The organism is Demequina sp. NBRC 110053 (assembly GCF_002090095.1).
Taxonomy (GTDB): domain Bacteria; phylum Actinomycetota; class Actinomycetes; order Actinomycetales; family Demequinaceae; genus Demequina.
This window is the reverse complement of record NZ_BBRJ01000002.1, coordinates 1708323-1725801: the sequence shown is the minus strand read 5'-3', so window position 1 is coordinate 1725801 and position 17479 is coordinate 1708323. Positions and strand designations below refer to the sequence as shown.

General features: G+C 70.7%; 14 protein-coding genes and 1 riboswitch. Of the genes, 3 read left to right on the top strand and 11 right to left on the bottom strand.

The annotated features are described in order from the left end of the window. Positions 1-30: 30 nt before the first annotated feature. Complete coding sequence (locus B7K22_RS08100) at positions 31-855, top strand: purine-nucleoside phosphorylase (RefSeq protein ID WP_084039416.1); 825 nt, start codon at positions 31-33, stop codon at positions 853-855. Continuing rightward, positions 852-2552, top strand: coding sequence for a phospho-sugar mutase (locus B7K22_RS08095; RefSeq protein WP_084039415.1), 1701 nt, complete (start codon positions 852-854; stop codon positions 2550-2552). The genes B7K22_RS08100 and B7K22_RS08095 overlap by 4 nt, the downstream gene beginning before the upstream one ends. Before the next feature lie 72 nt (positions 2553-2624). Here B7K22_RS08095 and B7K22_RS08090 read toward each other — a convergent pair whose 3' ends face one another. From B7K22_RS08090 to deoC, 4 genes are all read right to left on the bottom strand, one after another. Next, positions 2625-4985 (bottom strand): excinuclease ABC subunit UvrA, encoded by a 2361-nt coding sequence (locus tag B7K22_RS08090; RefSeq protein ID WP_084039414.1) that lies wholly within the window; start codon positions 4983-4985, stop codon positions 2625-2627. Between the two features lie 99 nt (positions 4986-5084). Next, complete coding sequence (locus B7K22_RS08085) at positions 5085-5939, bottom strand: aldehyde dehydrogenase family protein (RefSeq protein ID WP_084039413.1); 855 nt, start codon at positions 5937-5939, stop codon at positions 5085-5087. After that, the gene (locus B7K22_RS08080) at positions 5936-7399 is read right to left on the bottom strand and encodes an aldehyde dehydrogenase family protein (RefSeq protein WP_084039412.1); all 1464 of its coding nucleotides are present in this window, start codon (positions 7397-7399) and stop codon (positions 5936-5938) included. Before B7K22_RS08080 ends, B7K22_RS08085 begins: the two co-directional genes overlap by 4 nt. Positions 7400-7403: 4 nt before the next feature. Further along, the gene (gene deoC, locus B7K22_RS08075; protein ID WP_084039899.1) at positions 7404-8348 is read right to left on the bottom strand and encodes a deoxyribose-phosphate aldolase; all 945 of its coding nucleotides are present in this window, start codon (positions 8346-8348) and stop codon (positions 7404-7406) included. 276 nt (positions 8349-8624) lie between these two features. After that, positions 8625-8689, top strand: a riboswitch (guanidine-III (ykkC-III) riboswitch). A gap of 10 nt (positions 8690-8699) precedes the next feature. On the opposite strand from deoC, the gene B7K22_RS08070 reads away from it, so the two are divergent. Then, positions 8700-9014, top strand: a complete 315-nt coding sequence (locus B7K22_RS08070) for a multidrug efflux SMR transporter (RefSeq protein ID WP_084039898.1) — start codon at positions 8700-8702, stop codon at positions 9012-9014. Between the two features lie 107 nt (positions 9015-9121). Here B7K22_RS08070 and B7K22_RS08065 read toward each other — a convergent pair whose 3' ends face one another. From B7K22_RS08065 to B7K22_RS08040, 7 genes are all read right to left on the bottom strand, one after another. After that, positions 9122-10189, bottom strand: coding sequence for an adenosine deaminase (locus B7K22_RS08065; protein ID WP_084039411.1), 1068 nt, complete (start codon positions 10187-10189; stop codon positions 9122-9124). Between the two features lie 229 nt (positions 10190-10418). Next, on the bottom strand, positions 10419-11435 hold the full coding sequence (locus B7K22_RS08060) for a hypothetical protein (protein WP_084039410.1): 1017 nt from the start codon (positions 11433-11435) through the stop codon (positions 10419-10421). A 9-nt stretch (positions 11436-11444) separates the two neighbouring features. Further along, entirely contained in the window at positions 11445-12752 is a 1308-nt protein-coding gene (locus B7K22_RS08055) for a thymidine phosphorylase (protein ID WP_084039409.1), read from the bottom strand. Further along, complete coding sequence (locus B7K22_RS11900) at positions 12752-13150, bottom strand: cytidine deaminase (RefSeq protein ID WP_144276304.1); 399 nt, start codon at positions 13148-13150, stop codon at positions 12752-12754. The genes B7K22_RS08055 and B7K22_RS11900 overlap by 1 nt, the downstream gene beginning before the upstream one ends. Positions 13151-13179: 29 nt before the next feature. Then, a complete protein-coding gene (locus B7K22_RS08050; RefSeq protein WP_144276303.1) occupies positions 13180-14478 on the bottom strand; it encodes an ABC transporter permease in 1299 nt (432 codons plus the stop codon). Further along, entirely contained in the window at positions 14475-15875 is a 1401-nt protein-coding gene (locus tag B7K22_RS08045) for an ABC transporter permease (RefSeq protein WP_234983356.1), read from the bottom strand. The genes B7K22_RS08050 and B7K22_RS08045 overlap by 4 nt, the downstream gene beginning before the upstream one ends. Beyond that, positions 15872-17395, bottom strand: a complete 1524-nt coding sequence (locus tag B7K22_RS08040; protein WP_084039408.1) for an ABC transporter ATP-binding protein — start codon at positions 17393-17395, stop codon at positions 15872-15874. Before B7K22_RS08040 ends, B7K22_RS08045 begins: the two co-directional genes overlap by 4 nt. Positions 17396-17479 lie beyond the last annotated feature (84 nt).

The window sequence follows — 17479 nt, the reverse complement described above, 5'->3', positions numbered from 1 at the left end:
GTGGCCGGTCTTCGGCGATAGTGTCGAGTCATGACCGACGCTGCCACCGATTCTTCCACCACCGCCGCCACCAGAGCCGCCGAGGCCGCGGATGCCCTGCGCGCCGCGACCGGCGTCGACTCGTTCGACATCGCCCTCGTCCTGGGATCCGGCTGGGGCGGCGCGGCGGACCTCATCGGCGAGGAGGTGGGCTCGATCGAGGCGGCCGACCTGCCCGGCTTCGACGCCCACGCGGTCGCGGGCCACTCCTCCACCATGCGCGCGCTCCGCACAGCCGACGGCCGCCACGTCCTCGTCCTCGGCTCGCGCCAGCACTTCTACCAAGTGCGAGACGCCGGCAAGGTCGCGCACGGGGTGCGCATGGCGGCCGCCGCCGGAGCGACCCAGCTGGTCATCACCAACGGCTGCGGCTCGACCAGGCCCGAGGTGGGTCCCGGCTCCGTGGTGCTGATCGCGGATCACCTCAACCTCACGGGAGCGACGCCCCTCGAGGGCGCGAGCTTCGTGGACATGACCCAGGCCTACTCGCCGCGCCTGCGGGAGCTCGCCCTGTCGATCGACTCGTCGCTCCCCGACGGCGTGTACGCGCAGTTCACCGGGCCGCAGTACGAGACCCCCGCTGAGGTTCGCATGGCTTCGATCCTGGGCGCCAACCTGGTGGGCATGTCGACCGCGCTCGAGGTGCTCGCGGCGCGCCAGGCCGGCCTCGAGATCCTGGGGCTGTCGCTCGTCACCAACCTCGCCGCCGGCATCGGCGGCGACACGCTCGACCACTCCGAGGTGCTGGACGTGGGCGCCGCCTCCGGCCCGCGCATCTCGCGCCTGCTCGCGGACATCGTCGAGGCCATGCGATGACCGCGCTGGTCGAACGGGCGCAGGCCTGGATCGATGACGACCCGGATCCTGAGACGCGCGACGAGCTGGCGCGACTGATCGCCGGCTACCAGGCGGGATCGAGCGACGCGGGCGCCGAGCTCGCAGACCGCTTCCGCGGCTCCCTCGAGTTCGGAACCGCCGGCCTGCGCGGCGCGATCGGCGCCGGACCGAACCGGATGAACCGCGCCGTCGTGATCCGAGCCGCGGCTGGTCTCGCGCGCTACCTGACCGACGCTCTGGTCGAGCTGGGCATCGACGGGCCCGCACGCGTCGCGATCGGCTACGACGCCCGCCACGGGTCGCGCCAGTTCGCGATCGACACCGCGGCCGTGATGACGGCTGCAGGCCACGATGCCTTGCTGCTGCCCCGCACCCTGCCCACGCCCGTCCTGGCGTTCGCTACGCGCTCGCTCGACGCCGACGCGGGCGTCATGGTGACCGCCTCCCACAACCCTCCGCGCGACAACGGCTACAAGGTCTACCTGGGCGGACGGGTCGTGACCGATCATGGGCAGGGAGCACAGATCGTGCCGCCGTACGACGCTCAGATCGCCTCGCGCATCGCCGCGGTCGACTCGGTCGCATCCGTGCCGCGCGCCGAGGCAGGGTGGACGACGCTCGGCGACGAGGTCGCCGCCCAGTACGTCGAGGCCGTGTCCGCCGTCGCCGGAGGGGGCGACGCCGATGCGCGCAGGGGCGTGCGCATCGTGCTCACGCCCCTGCACGGCGTGGGAGGCGAGACCGTCGAGCGGGCGCTCGAGGCCGCCGGCTTCACCGACCTCCACACCGTTCCCGAGCAGGCCGAGCCCGACCCCGACTTCCCCACGGTCGACTTTCCCAATCCGGAGGAGGCCGGCGCGATCGACCTGTCGCTCGCGCTGGCCGAGTCCGTGGGAGCCGACGTCGTGATCGCCAACGATCCTGATGCGGACCGCTGCGCCGTCGCGACCGTCATCGACGGCTCGTGGACCATGCTGCACGGCGACGTCGTGGGCTCCCTGCTGGGCGATCGCGTCGCGGCACGGGTTGCCGGGACCGCGCCTGCGGACGCGGTGCTGGCCAACTCGATCGTGTCCTCGCAGCAGCTCGCGGCCATCGCCTCGCGCCACGGCCTCGCGCACGCGAGCACGCTGACGGGTTTCAAGTGGATCGGTCGCGAGGCGGGGCTCCTCTACGGGTACGAGGAGGCGCTCGGCTACTGCGTCGCTCCGGACCTGGTGCGCGACAAGGACGGGGTGAGCGCGGCGGTGGTCGTGGCCGACCTCGTGGCCGAGCTCAAGGCGCAGGGGCGAACGCTCGCCGACGCGATCGACGACCTCGCCCGCGAGTACGGCGTCTATCTCACGCGTCAGGTCTCGGCACGCTTCGCCGACGTGGCGCAGATCCCGGAGCTCATGACGCAGCTGCTCGCCTCTCCCCCTGACACGCTCGGCGGAGCACCCGTCACGTCCACGGACGACATGAACGACGGCTTCAGGGGCCTGCCTCCCACCAATGGGCTGCACCTGGCCGCTGACGGCGCGCGTGTCATCATCCGGCCATCGGGCACCGAGCCCAAGGTGAAGGCCTATCTCGAGGTCGTCGTGCCGGCGTCGGGTGACGTGGCCGCCGACCGCGAGGCGGCATCGGCCGCCATGGCCGCCCTCGAGAAGGACGTCCGCGCCCTCCTCCCCTGACTGTCCCGCCTTGGCGTCGTACGAGGAGGCGCGTGACGGTCTCGAGGGGTGTACTGCGCTCTGTGAGGAGAATCAGCCGGAGACGTACTCCTTGAGGTGCTGCCCCGTGAGCGTCGAAGCGTCTGACACGAGCGCGGCCGGCGTCCCCTCGAACACCACGCGCCCGCCATCGTGGCCGGCGCCGGGCCCCAGGTCGATGATCCAGTCGGCGTGCGCCATCACGGCCTGGTGGTGCTCGATCACGATCACCGACTTGCCGGAGTCCACAAGCCGGTCCAGCAGCGCGAGCAGGTTCTCGACATCGGCCAGGTGCAGACCCGTCGTGGGCTCGTCGAGCACGTAGACCCCGCCCTTGTCGCCCATGTGGGTGGCGAGCTTGAGGCGCTGGCGCTCGCCGCCGGACAGCGACGTGAGCGGCTGGCCCAGCACGACGTACCCCAGACCAACGTCCACCATGTGGCCCAGCATCTTCGCCGCCGCCGGGTTCTTGGCCTCCCCCTCCGAGAAGTGCGCGAAGGCCCGCTCGACGGGCATCTCGAGCACGTCCGCGATCGACTGGCCCGCCAGGCGGTACTCCAGCACCTCGTCCTTGAAGCGGCGCCCCTCGCACGCCTCGCACGTGGACTCGACGGTCTCCATCACGCCGAGCTCGGTGTAGATCTTGCCCGCCCCCTTGCACACGGGACACGCGCCCTCGGAGTTGGCGCTGAACAGCGCCGGCTTGACGCCGTTGGCCTTGGCGAATGCCTTGCGGATGGGCTCGAGGGCGCCCGTGTAGGTCGCCGGGTTCGATCGCCGCGACCCGCGGATGGGTGACTGATCGACGGTGACGACTCCCGCCTCGGCCGGGATCCCGCCATGGATGAGGCTGCTCTTGCCCGAGCCGGCCACACCCGTGACCACCGTCAGCACGCCCGTCGGCACGTCGACATCGATGTCCTGGAGGTTGTGGCGGGTCGCGCCCCGGATCTCGATCCTGCCGTTCGGCTCGCGCACGGCCTCCTTGAGGCGGGCCCGGTACCCGAGGTGGCGCCCCGTGAGCGTTCCGGAGGCGCGCAGCCCATCGACGGTGCCCTCGAAGCAGATCTCGCCGCCGCCGGTGCCGGCGCCGGGACCCAGGTCGACGACGTGGTCGGCGATGGCGATCGCCTCCGGCTTGTGCTCGACCACGAGCACCGTGTTGCCCTTGTCGCGCAGCCGCAGCAGCAGCTGGTTCATGCGCTCGATGTCGTGCGGATGCAGTCCGACGGTGGGCTCGTCGAACACGTACGTGATGTCGGTGAGCGCCGATCCCAGGTGGCGGATCATCTTGGTGCGCTGCGCCTCGCCCCCTGACAGCGTGCCCGCCGAGCGGTCCAGCGAGAGGTAGCCCAGCCCGATCTCCACGAACGAGTCGAGGGTGTCGCGCAGAGCGGTCAGCAGCGGCGCCACGGACGGCTCGTCGAGCTCGCGCATCCACGCCGCCAGGTCGCTGATCTGCATGGCGGCGAGCTCGTGGATGCCCTTGCCGTTCACCTTGGCGGAGCGCGCGAGCTCGCTCAGCCGCGTCCCGTCGCAGTCGGGGCAGATCGCGAAGGTCACGGCGCGGTCGACGAAGGCCCTGATGTGCGGCTGCATCGCGTCGGGATCCTTGGAGAGCATCGACTTGGTGATCTTGGGGATCAGGCCCTCGTAGGTCATGTTGATCCCGGCGAGCTTGACCTTGGTCGGCTCCTTGTACAGGAGGTCGTCGCGCTCACGCTTGGAGTACTTCCCGACCGGCTTGTCGGGATCGAGGAAGCCTGACTCCGTGAAGATGCGCACCATCCAGCCGTCGGCGGTGTAGCCCGGGATGGTGAGCGCGCCTTCCGCCAGGGACTTCGACTCGTCGACGATCTGCGCCATGTCGAGCTCCGAGATCCGCCCTGTGCCCTCGCACCTCACGCACATGCCACCGGTCTGGCTGTACTCGCGCTGCTCGCGGGCGACCGAGCCGTCCTTGCGCGTCACCGTCGCGGAGCCGGTCCCGCTCGAGGAGGCGACGTTGAAGCTGAACGTGTGCGGCGGCCCCACCTGGGGATCGCCGATGCGCGAGTACAGGATCCGCAGCATGGCGAACACGTCCGTCGCGGTGCCGACGGTCGAGCGCACGTTCGCGCCCATCGGCTCCTGGTCGACGATGATCGCCGTCGTGAGGCCCTCGAGCACGTCGACGTCCGGGCGGGCCTGCGACGGCATGAACCCCTGGATGAAGGAGCTGTACGTCTCGTTGATCATGCGGCGCGACTCGGCCGCGATGGTCTCGAACACCAGCGAGGACTTGCCCGAGCCGGACACCCCCGTGAAGACCGTGAGCCGGCGCTTGGGCAGCTCGATCGAGACGTCCTTGAGGTTGTTCTCGCGGGCTCCGGCGACGCGGAGGACGTCGTGGGTGTCGGCGGCGTGCTCGGCCATGGGACTCCTTCGAACGAGGTCGATCGTGGCACCTCGATTGTGGCAGGCCGATGCGCAGGTGGGGTGGCGAGGCGGGCGGGAGCGGGGTGGCGCTCGGGGTCAGATGAGCGCCTTGGTGTGCCAGACCGTCTTGGTCTCGGTGAAGAACGTCACGCGTTCCACGCTGCGCTCCACCTCGCCGGTCTCCGGCTCCCGCACACGCTTGAGCGTCTGCGCGGCCTTCACCTGGAGGTCCGACCAGTCGAGATCGCCCGCGCCCGAGAGGTCGACGGCGTTGACGTCGGAGTGGTCGGCGAGCCACGGAGCGAGCTCGGCCGCCGATCCGGTCAGCACGTTGACCACGCCGCCCGGCACGTCGCTGGTGGCGAGCACCTCGGACAGGCTGATCGCGCTCAGCGGCGAGGTCTCGCTCGCGACCACCACGACGGTGTTGCCGCTCACGAGCACCGGCGCGATCACGCTCACCAGTCCGAAGAGCCCCTGCTCCTTGGGCGCGACGACGGCGACCACGCCCGTGGGCTCGGGCACCGAGATGTTGAAGAACGGCCCCGCGACGGGGTTGCCGTTGCCGGCGACCTGCGCGTACTTGTCCGCCCACCCCGCGTACCAGACCCACGCATCGATCGCGGCGTCGACCTGCTTGTCAGCGGCCGCGGCGGTGAGACCGTCGACCTTGGTCAGCTCGTCGACGAACTGCGCGCGGCGACCCTCGAGCAGCTCGGCGACGCGGTACAGCACCTGGCCGCGGTTGTAGCCGGTCGCGCCCGACCATCCGGAGACCGCGGCGCGAGCGGCGCTCACGGCGTCGCGCGCGTCCTTGCGCGAGGCCTTCGCGGCATTGGCGAGGAACTCGCCCTTGGCAGTCGTGACCTCGTAGACCCGACCGGACTCGCTGCGCGGGAACTTCCCGCCGATGTAGAGCTTGTACGTCTTGGGGACGGCGAGGTGAGTCATCGCGCACCCTCCTTCGCGCTCGCGAGGTAGGCGGCGAGGCCGTGCCTGCCGCCCTCGCGGCCGTAGCCGGACTCCTTGTAGCCGCCGAACGGGGACGACGGGTCGAACTTGTTGAACGTGTTGGTCCAGATCACGCCCGCGCGGAGCTTGTCCGCGACGGCGAGCACCTTCGAGCCCTTGTCGCTCCAGATCCCTGCGGACAGTCCGTACGGCGTGTTGTTCGCCTTCGAGATGGCCTCCCCCGGCGTGCGGAAGGTCAGCACGCTGAGCACTGGACCGAAGATCTCGTCGCGGGCGATGCGGTGGCTCGTGTCGACGCCCGTGAAGATCGTGGGCGCGTACCAGAAGCCCTTCGCGGGGATCTCGCACGGGGCGCTCCAGCGCTCCGCGCCCTCGGCCTCCCCGATGTCCGACAGCTCGCGGATCCTGTCGAGCTGCTCGCGCGAGTTGATGGCGCCCACGTCGGTGTTCTTGTCGAGGGGATCACCCAGGCGCAGGGTCGACATGCGGTGCTTGAGCCGCTCGATGACCTCCGCCTCGACGTTCTCCTGCACCAGCAGCCGGGATCCGGCGCAGCACACGTGGCCCTGGTTGAAGAAGATGCCGTCGACGATGCCCTCGATGGCCTGGTCGAGCGGAGCGTCGTCGAACACGATGTTGGCGGCCTTGCCGCCCAGCTCGAGCGTGAGTTTCTTGCCGGTTCCCGCGGTCGAGCGAGCGATCGCGCGGCCCACCTCCGTGGAGCCCGTGAAGGCGACCTTGTCGACGGCGGCGTTGACCAGCAGCTCGCCGGTCTCGCCCGCGCCGGTGACGATGTTGACCACGCCGGGCGGGAGGTCGGCCTGCTGCAGGATCTCCGCGAAGATCAGCGCGGTGAGGGGGGTGGTCTCGGCGGGCTTGAGCACCACCGTGTTGCCGGCCGCGAGCGCCGGGGCGATCTTCCACGCGAGCATGAGCAGCGGGAAGTTCCACGGGATCACCTGTGCGGCGACGCCGAGCGCCCGCGGGTTCGGTCCGAGCCCAGCATGGTCGAGCTTGTCCGCCCAGCCGGCGTAGTAGAAGAACCACGCGGCGACCAGCGGGACGTCCACGTCCCTGCTCTCCTTGATGGGCTTGCCGTTGTCGAGGCTCTCGGCGACCGCGAGCTCGCGGGCACGCTCCTGGACCAGGCGCGCGATCCTGAACAGGTACTTCCCGCGGTCGGCTCCGCTCAGCCTGGACCACGGCCCGTCGAAGGCCTTGCGAGCGGCCGCGACCGCGCGGTCGACGTCCTTCCTGCTCGCCGCGACCACCTCGGCGATGGTCTCCTCCGTCGCCGGAGAGATGGTCGTGAACGCGTCACCGGTGCCATCGACGAACTCGCCGTCGATGAACAGCCCGTAGCTGTCCTTGAGGTCCAGGATCGAGGTCGACTCCGGCGCGGGCGCATAGTCGAGGAAGCTGGTCTGGGAAGCGGCCATCGGTTCAGTCCACCGTCACATAGTCCGGGCCGCTGTAGCGGCCGGTGTTCATCTTCTGACGCTGCATGAGCACGTCGTTGAGCAGGCTGGACGCGCCAAAGCGGAACAGGTCGGGCTGGAGCCACTCCTCGCCCACCGTCTCGGCCACCGTCACGAGGTAGCGGATCGCGTCCTTGGAGGCACGGATGCCGCCGGCGGGCTTCACCCCGATGCGCTCGCCGGTCAGCGTGTGCCAGTCGCGCACCACCTGGAGCATGAGCAGGGTCACCGGCAGCGTCGCCGCAGGCGAGACCTTGCCCGTCGAGGTCTTGATGAAGTCGGCGCCGGCCAGGATCGCGAGCCACGACGCGCGGCGCACGTTGTCGTAGGTGTTGAGCTCGCCGGTCTCGAGGATCACCTTGAGGTGCGCGTAGCTGCCGTCGGGGCGCATGCACGCCTCCTTGACCGCCACGATCTCGTCGAACACCAGGCCGTAGTGGCCGGCCAGGAACGCGCCCCGGTCGATGACCATGTCGATCTCGCTCGCGCCTGCAGCGACGGCGTCGCGGGTGTCTGCGAGCTTGATCGTGCGCGATGAGCGGCCGGACGGGAACGCGGTGGCCACGGCGGCGACGTTGATGCCGCTGTCCTCGCCCAGGGCTTCGACCGCGTGCGGCACCATGTCGCCGTAGACGCACACGGCGGCGACGCGCGGCGTGGTGAGGTCGGCCGGGTCCGGCGTGAGCGCCTTCGCGCACAGCGACTCCACCTTGCCGGGAGTGTCGGCGCCCTCGAGCGTCGTGAGGTCGATCATCCGGATGATCGCATCCAGCGCCCACTGCTTGGACGTGGTCTTGATCGAACGGGTGGCGAGCGAGGCGGCGCGCGCCTCTAGCCCGACCGCGTCGACGCCTGGCAGCCCCTCGAGATGACGCCTGAGCGCCTTCTCGGTGAGGTCCCCGCCGATCATCTGGATGGCGCGTTCGGCCGGCGCCAGCAGGACCTGATTGTCGGACACTCCGTGCACTCCCCTCGACGCCCCGGTGCTGGGGGAACGCGGCCGCGAGGCCGCCTGGGTGGACATCACTCAAGATCTCCAGCCTATCTCCCGCGCGGCGATGCCGCGCTCCACCCTGCCTCGCCCGACCCTGCCTCGCCCGCCGCCGCGTGGGGCCACGCCGCCCCGGATCGTGGTGACCTTCCTCACCACCGCTTGCCTGCGCATCGGCCGCGTGCGATCCTCGAGTCAGAGCCCATCCCCGGCTCCCGGACGAGGTGACGTACCCGGCGCATGCGACAAGACGTCTCGCTGGGAGTCATCATGGCGTGGGCCATCCTCATCGTGTCCGGCATCCTCGAGGCCGTCTGGGCGACAGCGCTCAGCAGGACCGAGGGCTTCTCGCGGCTGTGGCCGTCCGTGGTCTTCTTCGTGGCGCTCGCCGCGTCGATGGGCGGGCTCGCGTTCGCGCTGAAGACGCTGCCGGTGGGCACCGCATACGCGATCTGGGTCGGCATCGGCGCGGCGCTGACAGTCATCTACGCGATGGCGACGGGCGCTGAGGCCTTCTCCGTGGTGAAGGTCTTCCTGATCCTCGGCATCGTCGGCTGCGTCGTGGGCCTCAAGCTGGCCCACTGACGCGCACCCTCACGAGACGCTCTGCGCGGCGGGGTCCACCCCTCCACCTCGCCGCGAAGCGACGGCGGGCGCCTCCCGATCACGGAGGCGCCTGCCGTCATCACTCCCTACAGCTCGATGCCGTAGCCCTCGAGGATCAGCTCGGCGAGGTCGCCGCGCTCCTCGTAGGGCAGGAACGCGCCCCACGCGGCCGCGAGCGTCGCCTCGAGCAGGTCATCGGTGGTCCAGCCGGCCTCGACCAGCGCCGCGAACTCCCCGGACATCGACACTCCTGACACGAGGCGGTTGTCGGTGTTCACGGTGACGGCGAAGCCCAGGTCGCGCAGCGCGTGCATGGGGTGGTCGGCGACGGAGGTCGCGGCGCCGGTCTGCACGTTGGACGTGGGGCACACCTCCAGCGGGATCTGCTGGTCGAGGGCGTGCCGTGCGACGTAGCCGAGGACGGGCTCATCGGTGTCGAGCCCCTCGATGTCCTCGTGGATGCGCACGCCGTGGCCCAGGCGACGGGCGCCGTGGAACAGCGCGTCGCTCACCGAGTCGACGCCATCTGCCTCGCCCGCGTGGATGGTGACGGGCAGGTGCGCGGCGCGCAGAGCGGCGAAGGCGGGCGCGTGGTTCGAGGCCGGGAAGCCCTTCTCGGGGCCGGCGATGTCGAAGCCCACGCAGCACGTGCCGCGGTTGACGATCGCGAGTGCCGCGATCTCCTCGGAGCGGTCCAGGTGGCGCATCGCGTCGAGCAGCGCGGCGGCCCGGATGCCGTGGCCGGCCTCGGCGGCCTCGGCGATGCCCTCCTCGATGCCGGCCTGCACGGCCTCGACCACCTGCTGAAGGTCGAGCCCGCCGGCGACGTGCTGCTCGGGGGCGTAGCGGAGCTCGGCGTACACCACCCCATCGGCCGCGAGGTCGACGACGGCTTCGCGCGCGATGCGGCGAAGGTTGTCCTCCGTCTGCATCACGGCGGTGGTGTGCGCGAAGGCCTCGAGGTACTTCACGAGGTCTCCGGAGTTCGCGTTCTGGGCGAAGATGCGCGCGAGTTCCTCGGGGTCGGTCGAGGGCAGTTCGTGGCCGATCTCTCCGGCCAGCTCGATCAGGGTCGCGGGGCGCAGGCCGCCGTCGAGGTGGTCGTGCAGCAGGACCTTGGGCAGGGCAACGATCTCGTCATGCGTGAGGGTCATGAGACCAGGCTAGCCGCGGCGCGGGGGCGCCGCAGACGGGCACGACGCGGTCGCGACGGCACCGCTCACCGAGCCGCGGACCGTCCCGGTCACCACACGCGTGGGGCTGGTGGGACGGCGGGGGCCAGAGGTGCAGCGCATCAGCCCCACGAGCACGGCGTGTCACGGCCGTGTGTCGAGCGGTGCCGCGCGGGAGGGGCGATGACAGCGACGATGCGGTTGCCGCGAGTCAGGACTCGCGCCTGCGTCGCGGCAGGATCATCCAGCAGGCCCTGCTCCACGCGCCATACGCGGGCTCACGTGGGCCGCGCCCGTACAGCCGGGCCTCGGCGAGCGGAAGTACGCGGCCCGTGCCGGGCTCATAGACCGCGAAGCCATGGGAGGTGCGCCCGACCAGCAGCACCACGTGGCGCGGCACCACGTTCGACAGCCCTCCGCTCGAGTCGCCGCCCACGTACAGCGGGACGGGGATCCCGTCGCGCAGCGCGGCGGAGGCGTGGGCGATGGCGGCGGCCACGGCGTCCGAGTCGGTGTCGTCGAGGATCGCCCCGCGGAACCTCACGCCGGCGAAGCGGGTCTCGTCGTCCACGCGCCACGGCGGCGTGCCGAACGCCCGCGGCCACGGGGCGATGCCGAGGCCACCGCGCGTGGTGCGTCGGTGGAGCACGTGCTGCAGGCCGTGCCAGCGCTCCTCGATGGTGCGCACCCCCACCTCGGCGAGGACCACGTCGAGGACCTCGCGCGGCAGGTGGTCGCCGAAGGTCCTGCCGGTCATGACCCACGCCGCGACCAGGGGGTCGCCCATCATCAGCATGATCGCCATCGACGCGGCGCCGCACGTCCTCTGATCGACCTGGCGCGCTCGCACGCCGCCCAGCCTCAGTGCGCCCATGCCGGCGCCGGCCGGGTGACGGATCACGCTGCGAGCGGACGCAGGCAGGCGGCTCCAGCCGGCGGCGAGGGACGCGACCGCGGCGACCGGGGCGCCGGATGCCGCGGCCCGCTGGATGACCGCGGCATCATCGCCCACCTCCGCGACGGCTGCCGTGAGGGCCTTCGTGTCAGCGGCCGATGCGCCCGCCAGCCTCCGCGCGTACGCGCGAGCGAACACGGTGTCGCCGCTCGCCCCGCCGCGCTGGGCGCGTCCGGCCGCGTGGGCGGCCGAGTACGGCGTCGCCCACCGGCCGCGCAGCCCGACCACGCGGCCCGTGCGTGCCGCGACCGACGTCAGGGTCCAGCCGCTCATCCCCACAACCTAGGTGGCGGTGCCCACCGTGTCGAGCACGATGCGACGCTCCTGAGCCTGCTCGCCGATCTCGACCGCACCGGCGCCGTCGCACGCCTCCTCGAGCGCCGCGAGACCGCGCGGCATGCGCGACTCGGTCTCGGTGTGGAGCGTCATGATGACGTCGCCCTTGGCCACGCGCTCGCCGAGCGTGCGGTGCAGGCGCACGCCCGCCGACGCCTGGACCGGGTCCTCCTTGCGCGCACGTCCCGCGCCCAGGCGCCACGCGGCGACACCCACCCCAAGCGCATCGAGCCTGGTGATGACGCCATCGGACGGGGCGCGCACCTCCTCGACGTGTGGGGCGTCGGGCATGCTGGCGTCCGGGTCTCCGCCCTGCGCGGCGATCATGTGGCGCCAGGCGTCCATCGCCCGGCCGTCCCTCAGCGCATCGGCGGGGTCGACATCGGTGATGCCGGCGCCGGCGAGCATCTCGCGAGCCAGGGCCACGGTGAGCTCCACCACGTCAGCGGGCCCGCCGCCCGCGAGCACCTCGACCGACTCCTCGACCTCGAGGCCGTTGCCGATCGTGAGACCCAGGGGCGTGGACATGTCGGTGAGCAGCGCCGAGGTCCGCACCCCCGCATCGGTGCCCAGGTCGACCATGGTGGCCGCGAGCTCGCGGGCGGACTCGAGGTCCTTCATGAACGCGCCCGAGCCGACCTTGACGTCGAGCACCAGGCAGCCGGTTCCCTCGGCGATCTTCTTGGACATGATCGAGCTCGCGATGAGCGGGATGCACTCGACCGTGCCGGTCACGTCACGCAGGGCGTAGAGCTTCTTGTCGGCGGGAGCGAGGCCCGAGCCCGCCGCGCAGATGACGGCCCCCACGTCGCGCAGCTGCGCGTGCATCTCCTCGTTCGACAGCGACGCTCGCCAGCTGGGGATCGACTCGAGCTTGTCGAGCGTGCCGCCCGTGTGGCCGAGCCCGCGCCCCGACAGCTGCGGCACCGCGACGCCATGAGCGGCGACCAGCGGTGCCAGAGGCAGCGTGATCTTGTCTCCCACGCCGCCGGTCGAGTGCTTGTCAGCGGTGGGCTTGCCGAGGTCCGAGAAGTCCAGCCGCTCGCCGGTCGCGATCATCGCCTGCGTCCAGCGCGCGATCTCCTCGCGGGCCATGCCGCGCTGCAGGATGGCCATCGCGAGGGAGCTCATCTGCTCGTCCGCGACCGCGCCGCGGGTGTAGGCGTCGACCACCCAGTCGATCTGGTCGTCGCTGAGCGCCTTGCCGTCGCGCTTGGCGCGGATCACATCCACCGCATCGTGTCGCTCGGTCATCACACCCTCCCCAGGTCGTCGGGCCCGAAGGCTCCCGGCAGGAACTCGTCCATGGTCATCACGCCGCCGGCGGTGTCGACCAGCAGGGTCCGGCCGCCGTGCTCGAACAGCAGCTGCCGGCACCTCCCGCACGGGGCCAGCAGGTCGCCGTTGGCGTCCACGCACGTGAACGCCACCAGGCGCCCGCCTCCATGGTCGACGTGCAGCTTCGACACCAGCGCGCATTCGGCGCACAGCGTCAATCCGTAGCTGGCGTTCTCGACGTTGGCGCCCACGACGATCTCGCCGCCGTCCGTGAGCGCGGCGGCGCCCACGGGAAAGGTCGAGTACGGCACATACGCCCTGGTGGCCACCTCGCGCGCTCGCGCGCGCAGGGCCTCCCAGTCGATCTCAGGCACGTGGCCTCCCACTTCTGGTGATGGCGGAACTACTTCTTGTAGGGCGTGCCCTCCGCGGCCGGCGGGCGGGAGTGGCCCACGAGTCCGGCGACCGCGAAGATGGTCGCGAGGTACGGCGTCATCAGCAGGAACTGCGACGGGATGTCGGAGCCGATGATGCCGAGCTGCTGCTGGAGAGCGTCGGCGAAGCCGAACAGCAGCGCGGCCGCCAGCGCGCCCTTGGGGCTCCAGCGGCCCAGGATCATCGCCGCGAGCGCGATGTAGCCCTTGCCGGCGGACATGTCCTTGCCGAAGGCGAGGCCCGACGCGACGGTGAAGAACGCGCCGCCCAGCCCGGCGACGGCACCGCCCAGGACCGTGTTGCGCACGCGCGTCCGGTTGACCTTGATGCCGACGGTGTCCGCTGCCTTCGGGTGCTCGCCCACGGCGCGCACACGCAGCCCCCAGCGCGACCGGAACAGCATGATCTGGATGACGACCACCGCCGCGTACATGATGTACACCAGCAGGTTCTGGTCGAAGAGCACGGGGCCGATCACCGGGATGCCGGACAGCAGCGGGATCGCGATGTCGGGCATGTTGAGCGGCTGGTTGAGCTCGGGGTTGTCGCTCATCAGCGTGCTGAAGAAGAAGCTCGTCAGCCCCAGGACCAGGAGGTTGAGCACCACGCCGACCACGATCTGGTTGACCCAGTACTTGGTCGAGAACACGGCGAGCAGCCAGCCCACCAGAGCGCCGGCGATGGGGGCGGCGATGAGGCCCACGTAGGCGTTGCCGACCATCGAGGCGATCAGCGCCGCGAGGAACGCGCCGGCGAGCAGCTGCCCTTCGATCGCGATGTTGATGATGCCCGAGCGCTCGCACAGGGTGCCGGCGAGCGAGCCGAAGACGAGCGGCACGGACAGGAACAGCGCGGAGGTCAGGAGCCCCGTGAGCTGGATGGTCGTGCCGGACCGGTCGGCTCCGGCCCACGTCAGCAGGGCTCCCATGACCGCCATGCCGAACACGATCGGAAGCCAGATCCCGACCTTGCGGTACTGGTTCGCGCGGTAGGCGACGAAGCCGACCAACGCGAGCGCGAGGAGCGACAGGGTGACGGCGGCCGCCTTCGCGGGGACGGTGAGGCTGGGGAGCTGGATGAAGTCCGTGCTCGTGGCGACCCTGAAGGTGGTCTCCACGCCGGTGGGCGTGCCGAGCCCGAACACGAGCAGGGACAGCAGCGCGACCACCCCGAGGCCGATGGTGGCCCTCCAGGACTTGGTCCGCTGGGGGCCTCGCGGCGCGCTCGATCCGGGCGCTGCGGGGGCGTCGACGGCGGTCGTGCTCATGCCGCCACCTCCTTCTCATGAGCCGGTGCAGGCAGGCGGAACATGCTCCTGACCAGCGGCGGGGCGGCGATGAACAGCACGATCAGTGCCTGGATGACGAAGATGATGTCGACGGGAAGCCCCGCCTGCACCTGGAGCGTCGGGCCCGATGCGCGGAGGCCGCCGAAGAGGATCGCGGCCATGACGGTTCCGAGCGGACGCGAGCGCCCGAGCAGCGCGACCGTGATCGCGTCGAAGCCGAGCGAGCCAGCCGTGGCGGTCGTCAGCACCTTCTCGGTCCCCAGCACCTGCGCCGATCCCGCCAGACCCGCGAGCGCACCAGCGATCACCATGACGAGGATGTAGGCCTTCGACACGCTCATGCCGGCGGTGCGCGCGGCGTGGGGGTTGGCGCCCACGGCGCGGAACTCGAAGCCCAGCGTCGAGCGCTCCATGAGCCACCACACGCCCCACGCGCACGCGAGCGCGAGCAGGAAGCCCAGGTGGAGGTTGAACCCCGATCCGAGGATCAGCGGGTACTGCGCCGTCTCGTCGACGACCGGCGTGATGGGGTTGTCGGAGCCCTCGCGCTGGAAGGTGTCGAGCGTGAGGAGCCAGGACACCAGGTTGAGCGCGATGTAGTTGAGCATGATCGTGACGATCACCTCATGTGCCCCCGTGCGCGCCTTGAGGAAGCCGGGGATGAATCCCCAGATCGCGCCGCCCAGCGCGCAGCCCAGGACAGCCACGATGAGGTGGATGCCCCACGGCAGGTGCCACGCGAACCCCACGTAGGCGCCGAGCGTCGCGCCGATGAGCAGCTGCCCCTGCGCGCCGATGTTGAACAGGCCCGCGCGGAACCCGATGCCGAGTCCGAGGCCAGCGAAGATGAGCGGCGTCGCCATCGTGAGGGTCTGCGTGAACGGCTTGATCATCCCAGCGAACGTGGTGGCGTCGACGTTCAGCACCGCGCCCTGGAACATCGCGGAGTAGGCGGCGCCCAGCGCATCGGCCATGGCCGAGAACGTGTCGCCGGGGCGAGAGAAGAAGTACGCCGATGCCTCGCGGACCGCCTCGTCCGCGAAGACGATGAGCAATCCGCCGATCGCGAGCGACGCGAGGATCGCCATGATCACCACGAGGGTCGAGCTCTCGAGGATCTCCCTCAGCACCGACTGCGCGCGTGGCGCCTGCTCGTCCGACGACGCGGGCTCGGTGCTCCCGCCCGAGCCCTCGGGCTCGGGCGCCGTGGCCTCCACTGCCGTCGCATCGGTCGAGGAGGCCGACGCGGTGGCCGAGTCCTCGCGAACGTCGCCAGAGGGGCTCTCGGTGTCGGTCGCCTCGGCCTCGCGCTGTGGCGCGCCCTTGCCCGAGCTCTTTCCCTTGCCCTTGCCGCGCGGCTTCTGCTGGTCGCTCACGCGGCCTCCTCCTCAGCTCCGTGTGCGCCGGCCATCATCAGGCCCAGCGTGTCGCGATCGGTGTCGGGCTCGACGATGTCGACGATCCGCCCGTGGTACATGACCGCGATGCGGTCGGCGAGCGCGTAGACCTCGTCGAGCTCCGAGCTCACGATGAGGACGGCGACGCCCTTGTCGCGCTCCTCGATGATGCGCTTGTGCACGAACTCGATGGACCCGACGTCGAGCCCTCGCGTGGGCTGAGAGGCGATGAGCAGCTTGAGGTCCCTGGCGAGCTCGCGAGCGAGGACGACCTTCTGCTGGTTGCCACCCGACAGAGCGCCCGTGAGCGACTCGATCGAGGTGGTGCGCACGTCGAACCGCTCGACCTGCTCGTCGGCGTGGTTGGCGACGGCCTTCGGATCGATCGCGCCGCGGCGCGAGTACGGCGCGTGGCCGTACAGGTCCAGGATCAGGTTGTTCGCGACGGTGAAGGCCGAGACCACCCCGTCCTCGGTGCGATCCTCGGGCACGAACCCGATGCCCGCGTCCAGGTTGTCGCGGATGGAACGCCCCAGCAGCTCCTCGCCGTCGAGAAGCGCGCTTCCCGAGTCCGCCTTGATGACGCCCAGCAGGGCCTCCGCGAGCTCCGTCTGCCCATTGCCCTGGACGCCAGCGACGGCGAGGATCTCGCCGCGCCTGACGTCGAGGGACACGGTGTCCAGCACGGTGACCTGCGTGTCCTCGTCGACGACGGTGAGGTCCATGACCTCGAGCATCACGCCGCCCACCTCGGCGTCTCCCTTGGTGACGGTCATGGACACGTCGCGCCCCACCATGAGGGACGCGAGCTCCTCCTGCGAAGCACTGGGCTCCGCGGTGCCGACGACCTTGCCGCGACGGATGACGGTGATGGTGTCCGCGACGGCCTTGACCTCGCGGAGCTTGTGGGTGATGAGCACCACGGCCGTGCCGGAGTCCCGCAGCTGGCGCACGATCTCGAGCAGCTCGTCGGTCTCCTGTGGCGTGAGGACGGCGGTCGGCTCGTCGAGGATCAGCACCTCCGCGTCGCGCGACAGCGCCTTGATGATCTCGACGCGCTGCTGCGCGCCCACGGACAGGTTCTCGACCAGCGCGTCGGGATCGATGTCGAAGCCGAAGCGCTCCGACAGCTCACGGACCTTCTCGCGCGCGGCGTCCACGTCGAGCAGCTTCGCCGGTCCCTTCACCTGCTCGTGGCCGAGCATCACGTTCTCCGCGACGGTGAACACCGGGACGAGCATGAAGTGCTGGTGGACCATGCCGATGCCGGCCGCCATGGCGTCGCCTGGCCCGGCGAACGTCACCTGCTCGTCGTCGAGCAGGATCTCGCCCCCGTCGGCGTCGTACAGCCCGAACAGGACGTTCATCAGCGTCGACTTGCCCGCGCCGTTCTCCCCCAGCAGCGCGTGAACCGTGCCGCTCTCGACCGTGATGCTGATCGCATCGTTCGCGGTGAAGTCACCGAACCGCTTGGTGATCTCACGGAGCTCAAGTTTCACGCCATCGTCCTCTCAGCACCGAGCCGCCCGCGCGGCTCCTCAAGTCAAGCACGAGGGGCGTGCCGCGTCCAAGCGGCACGCCCC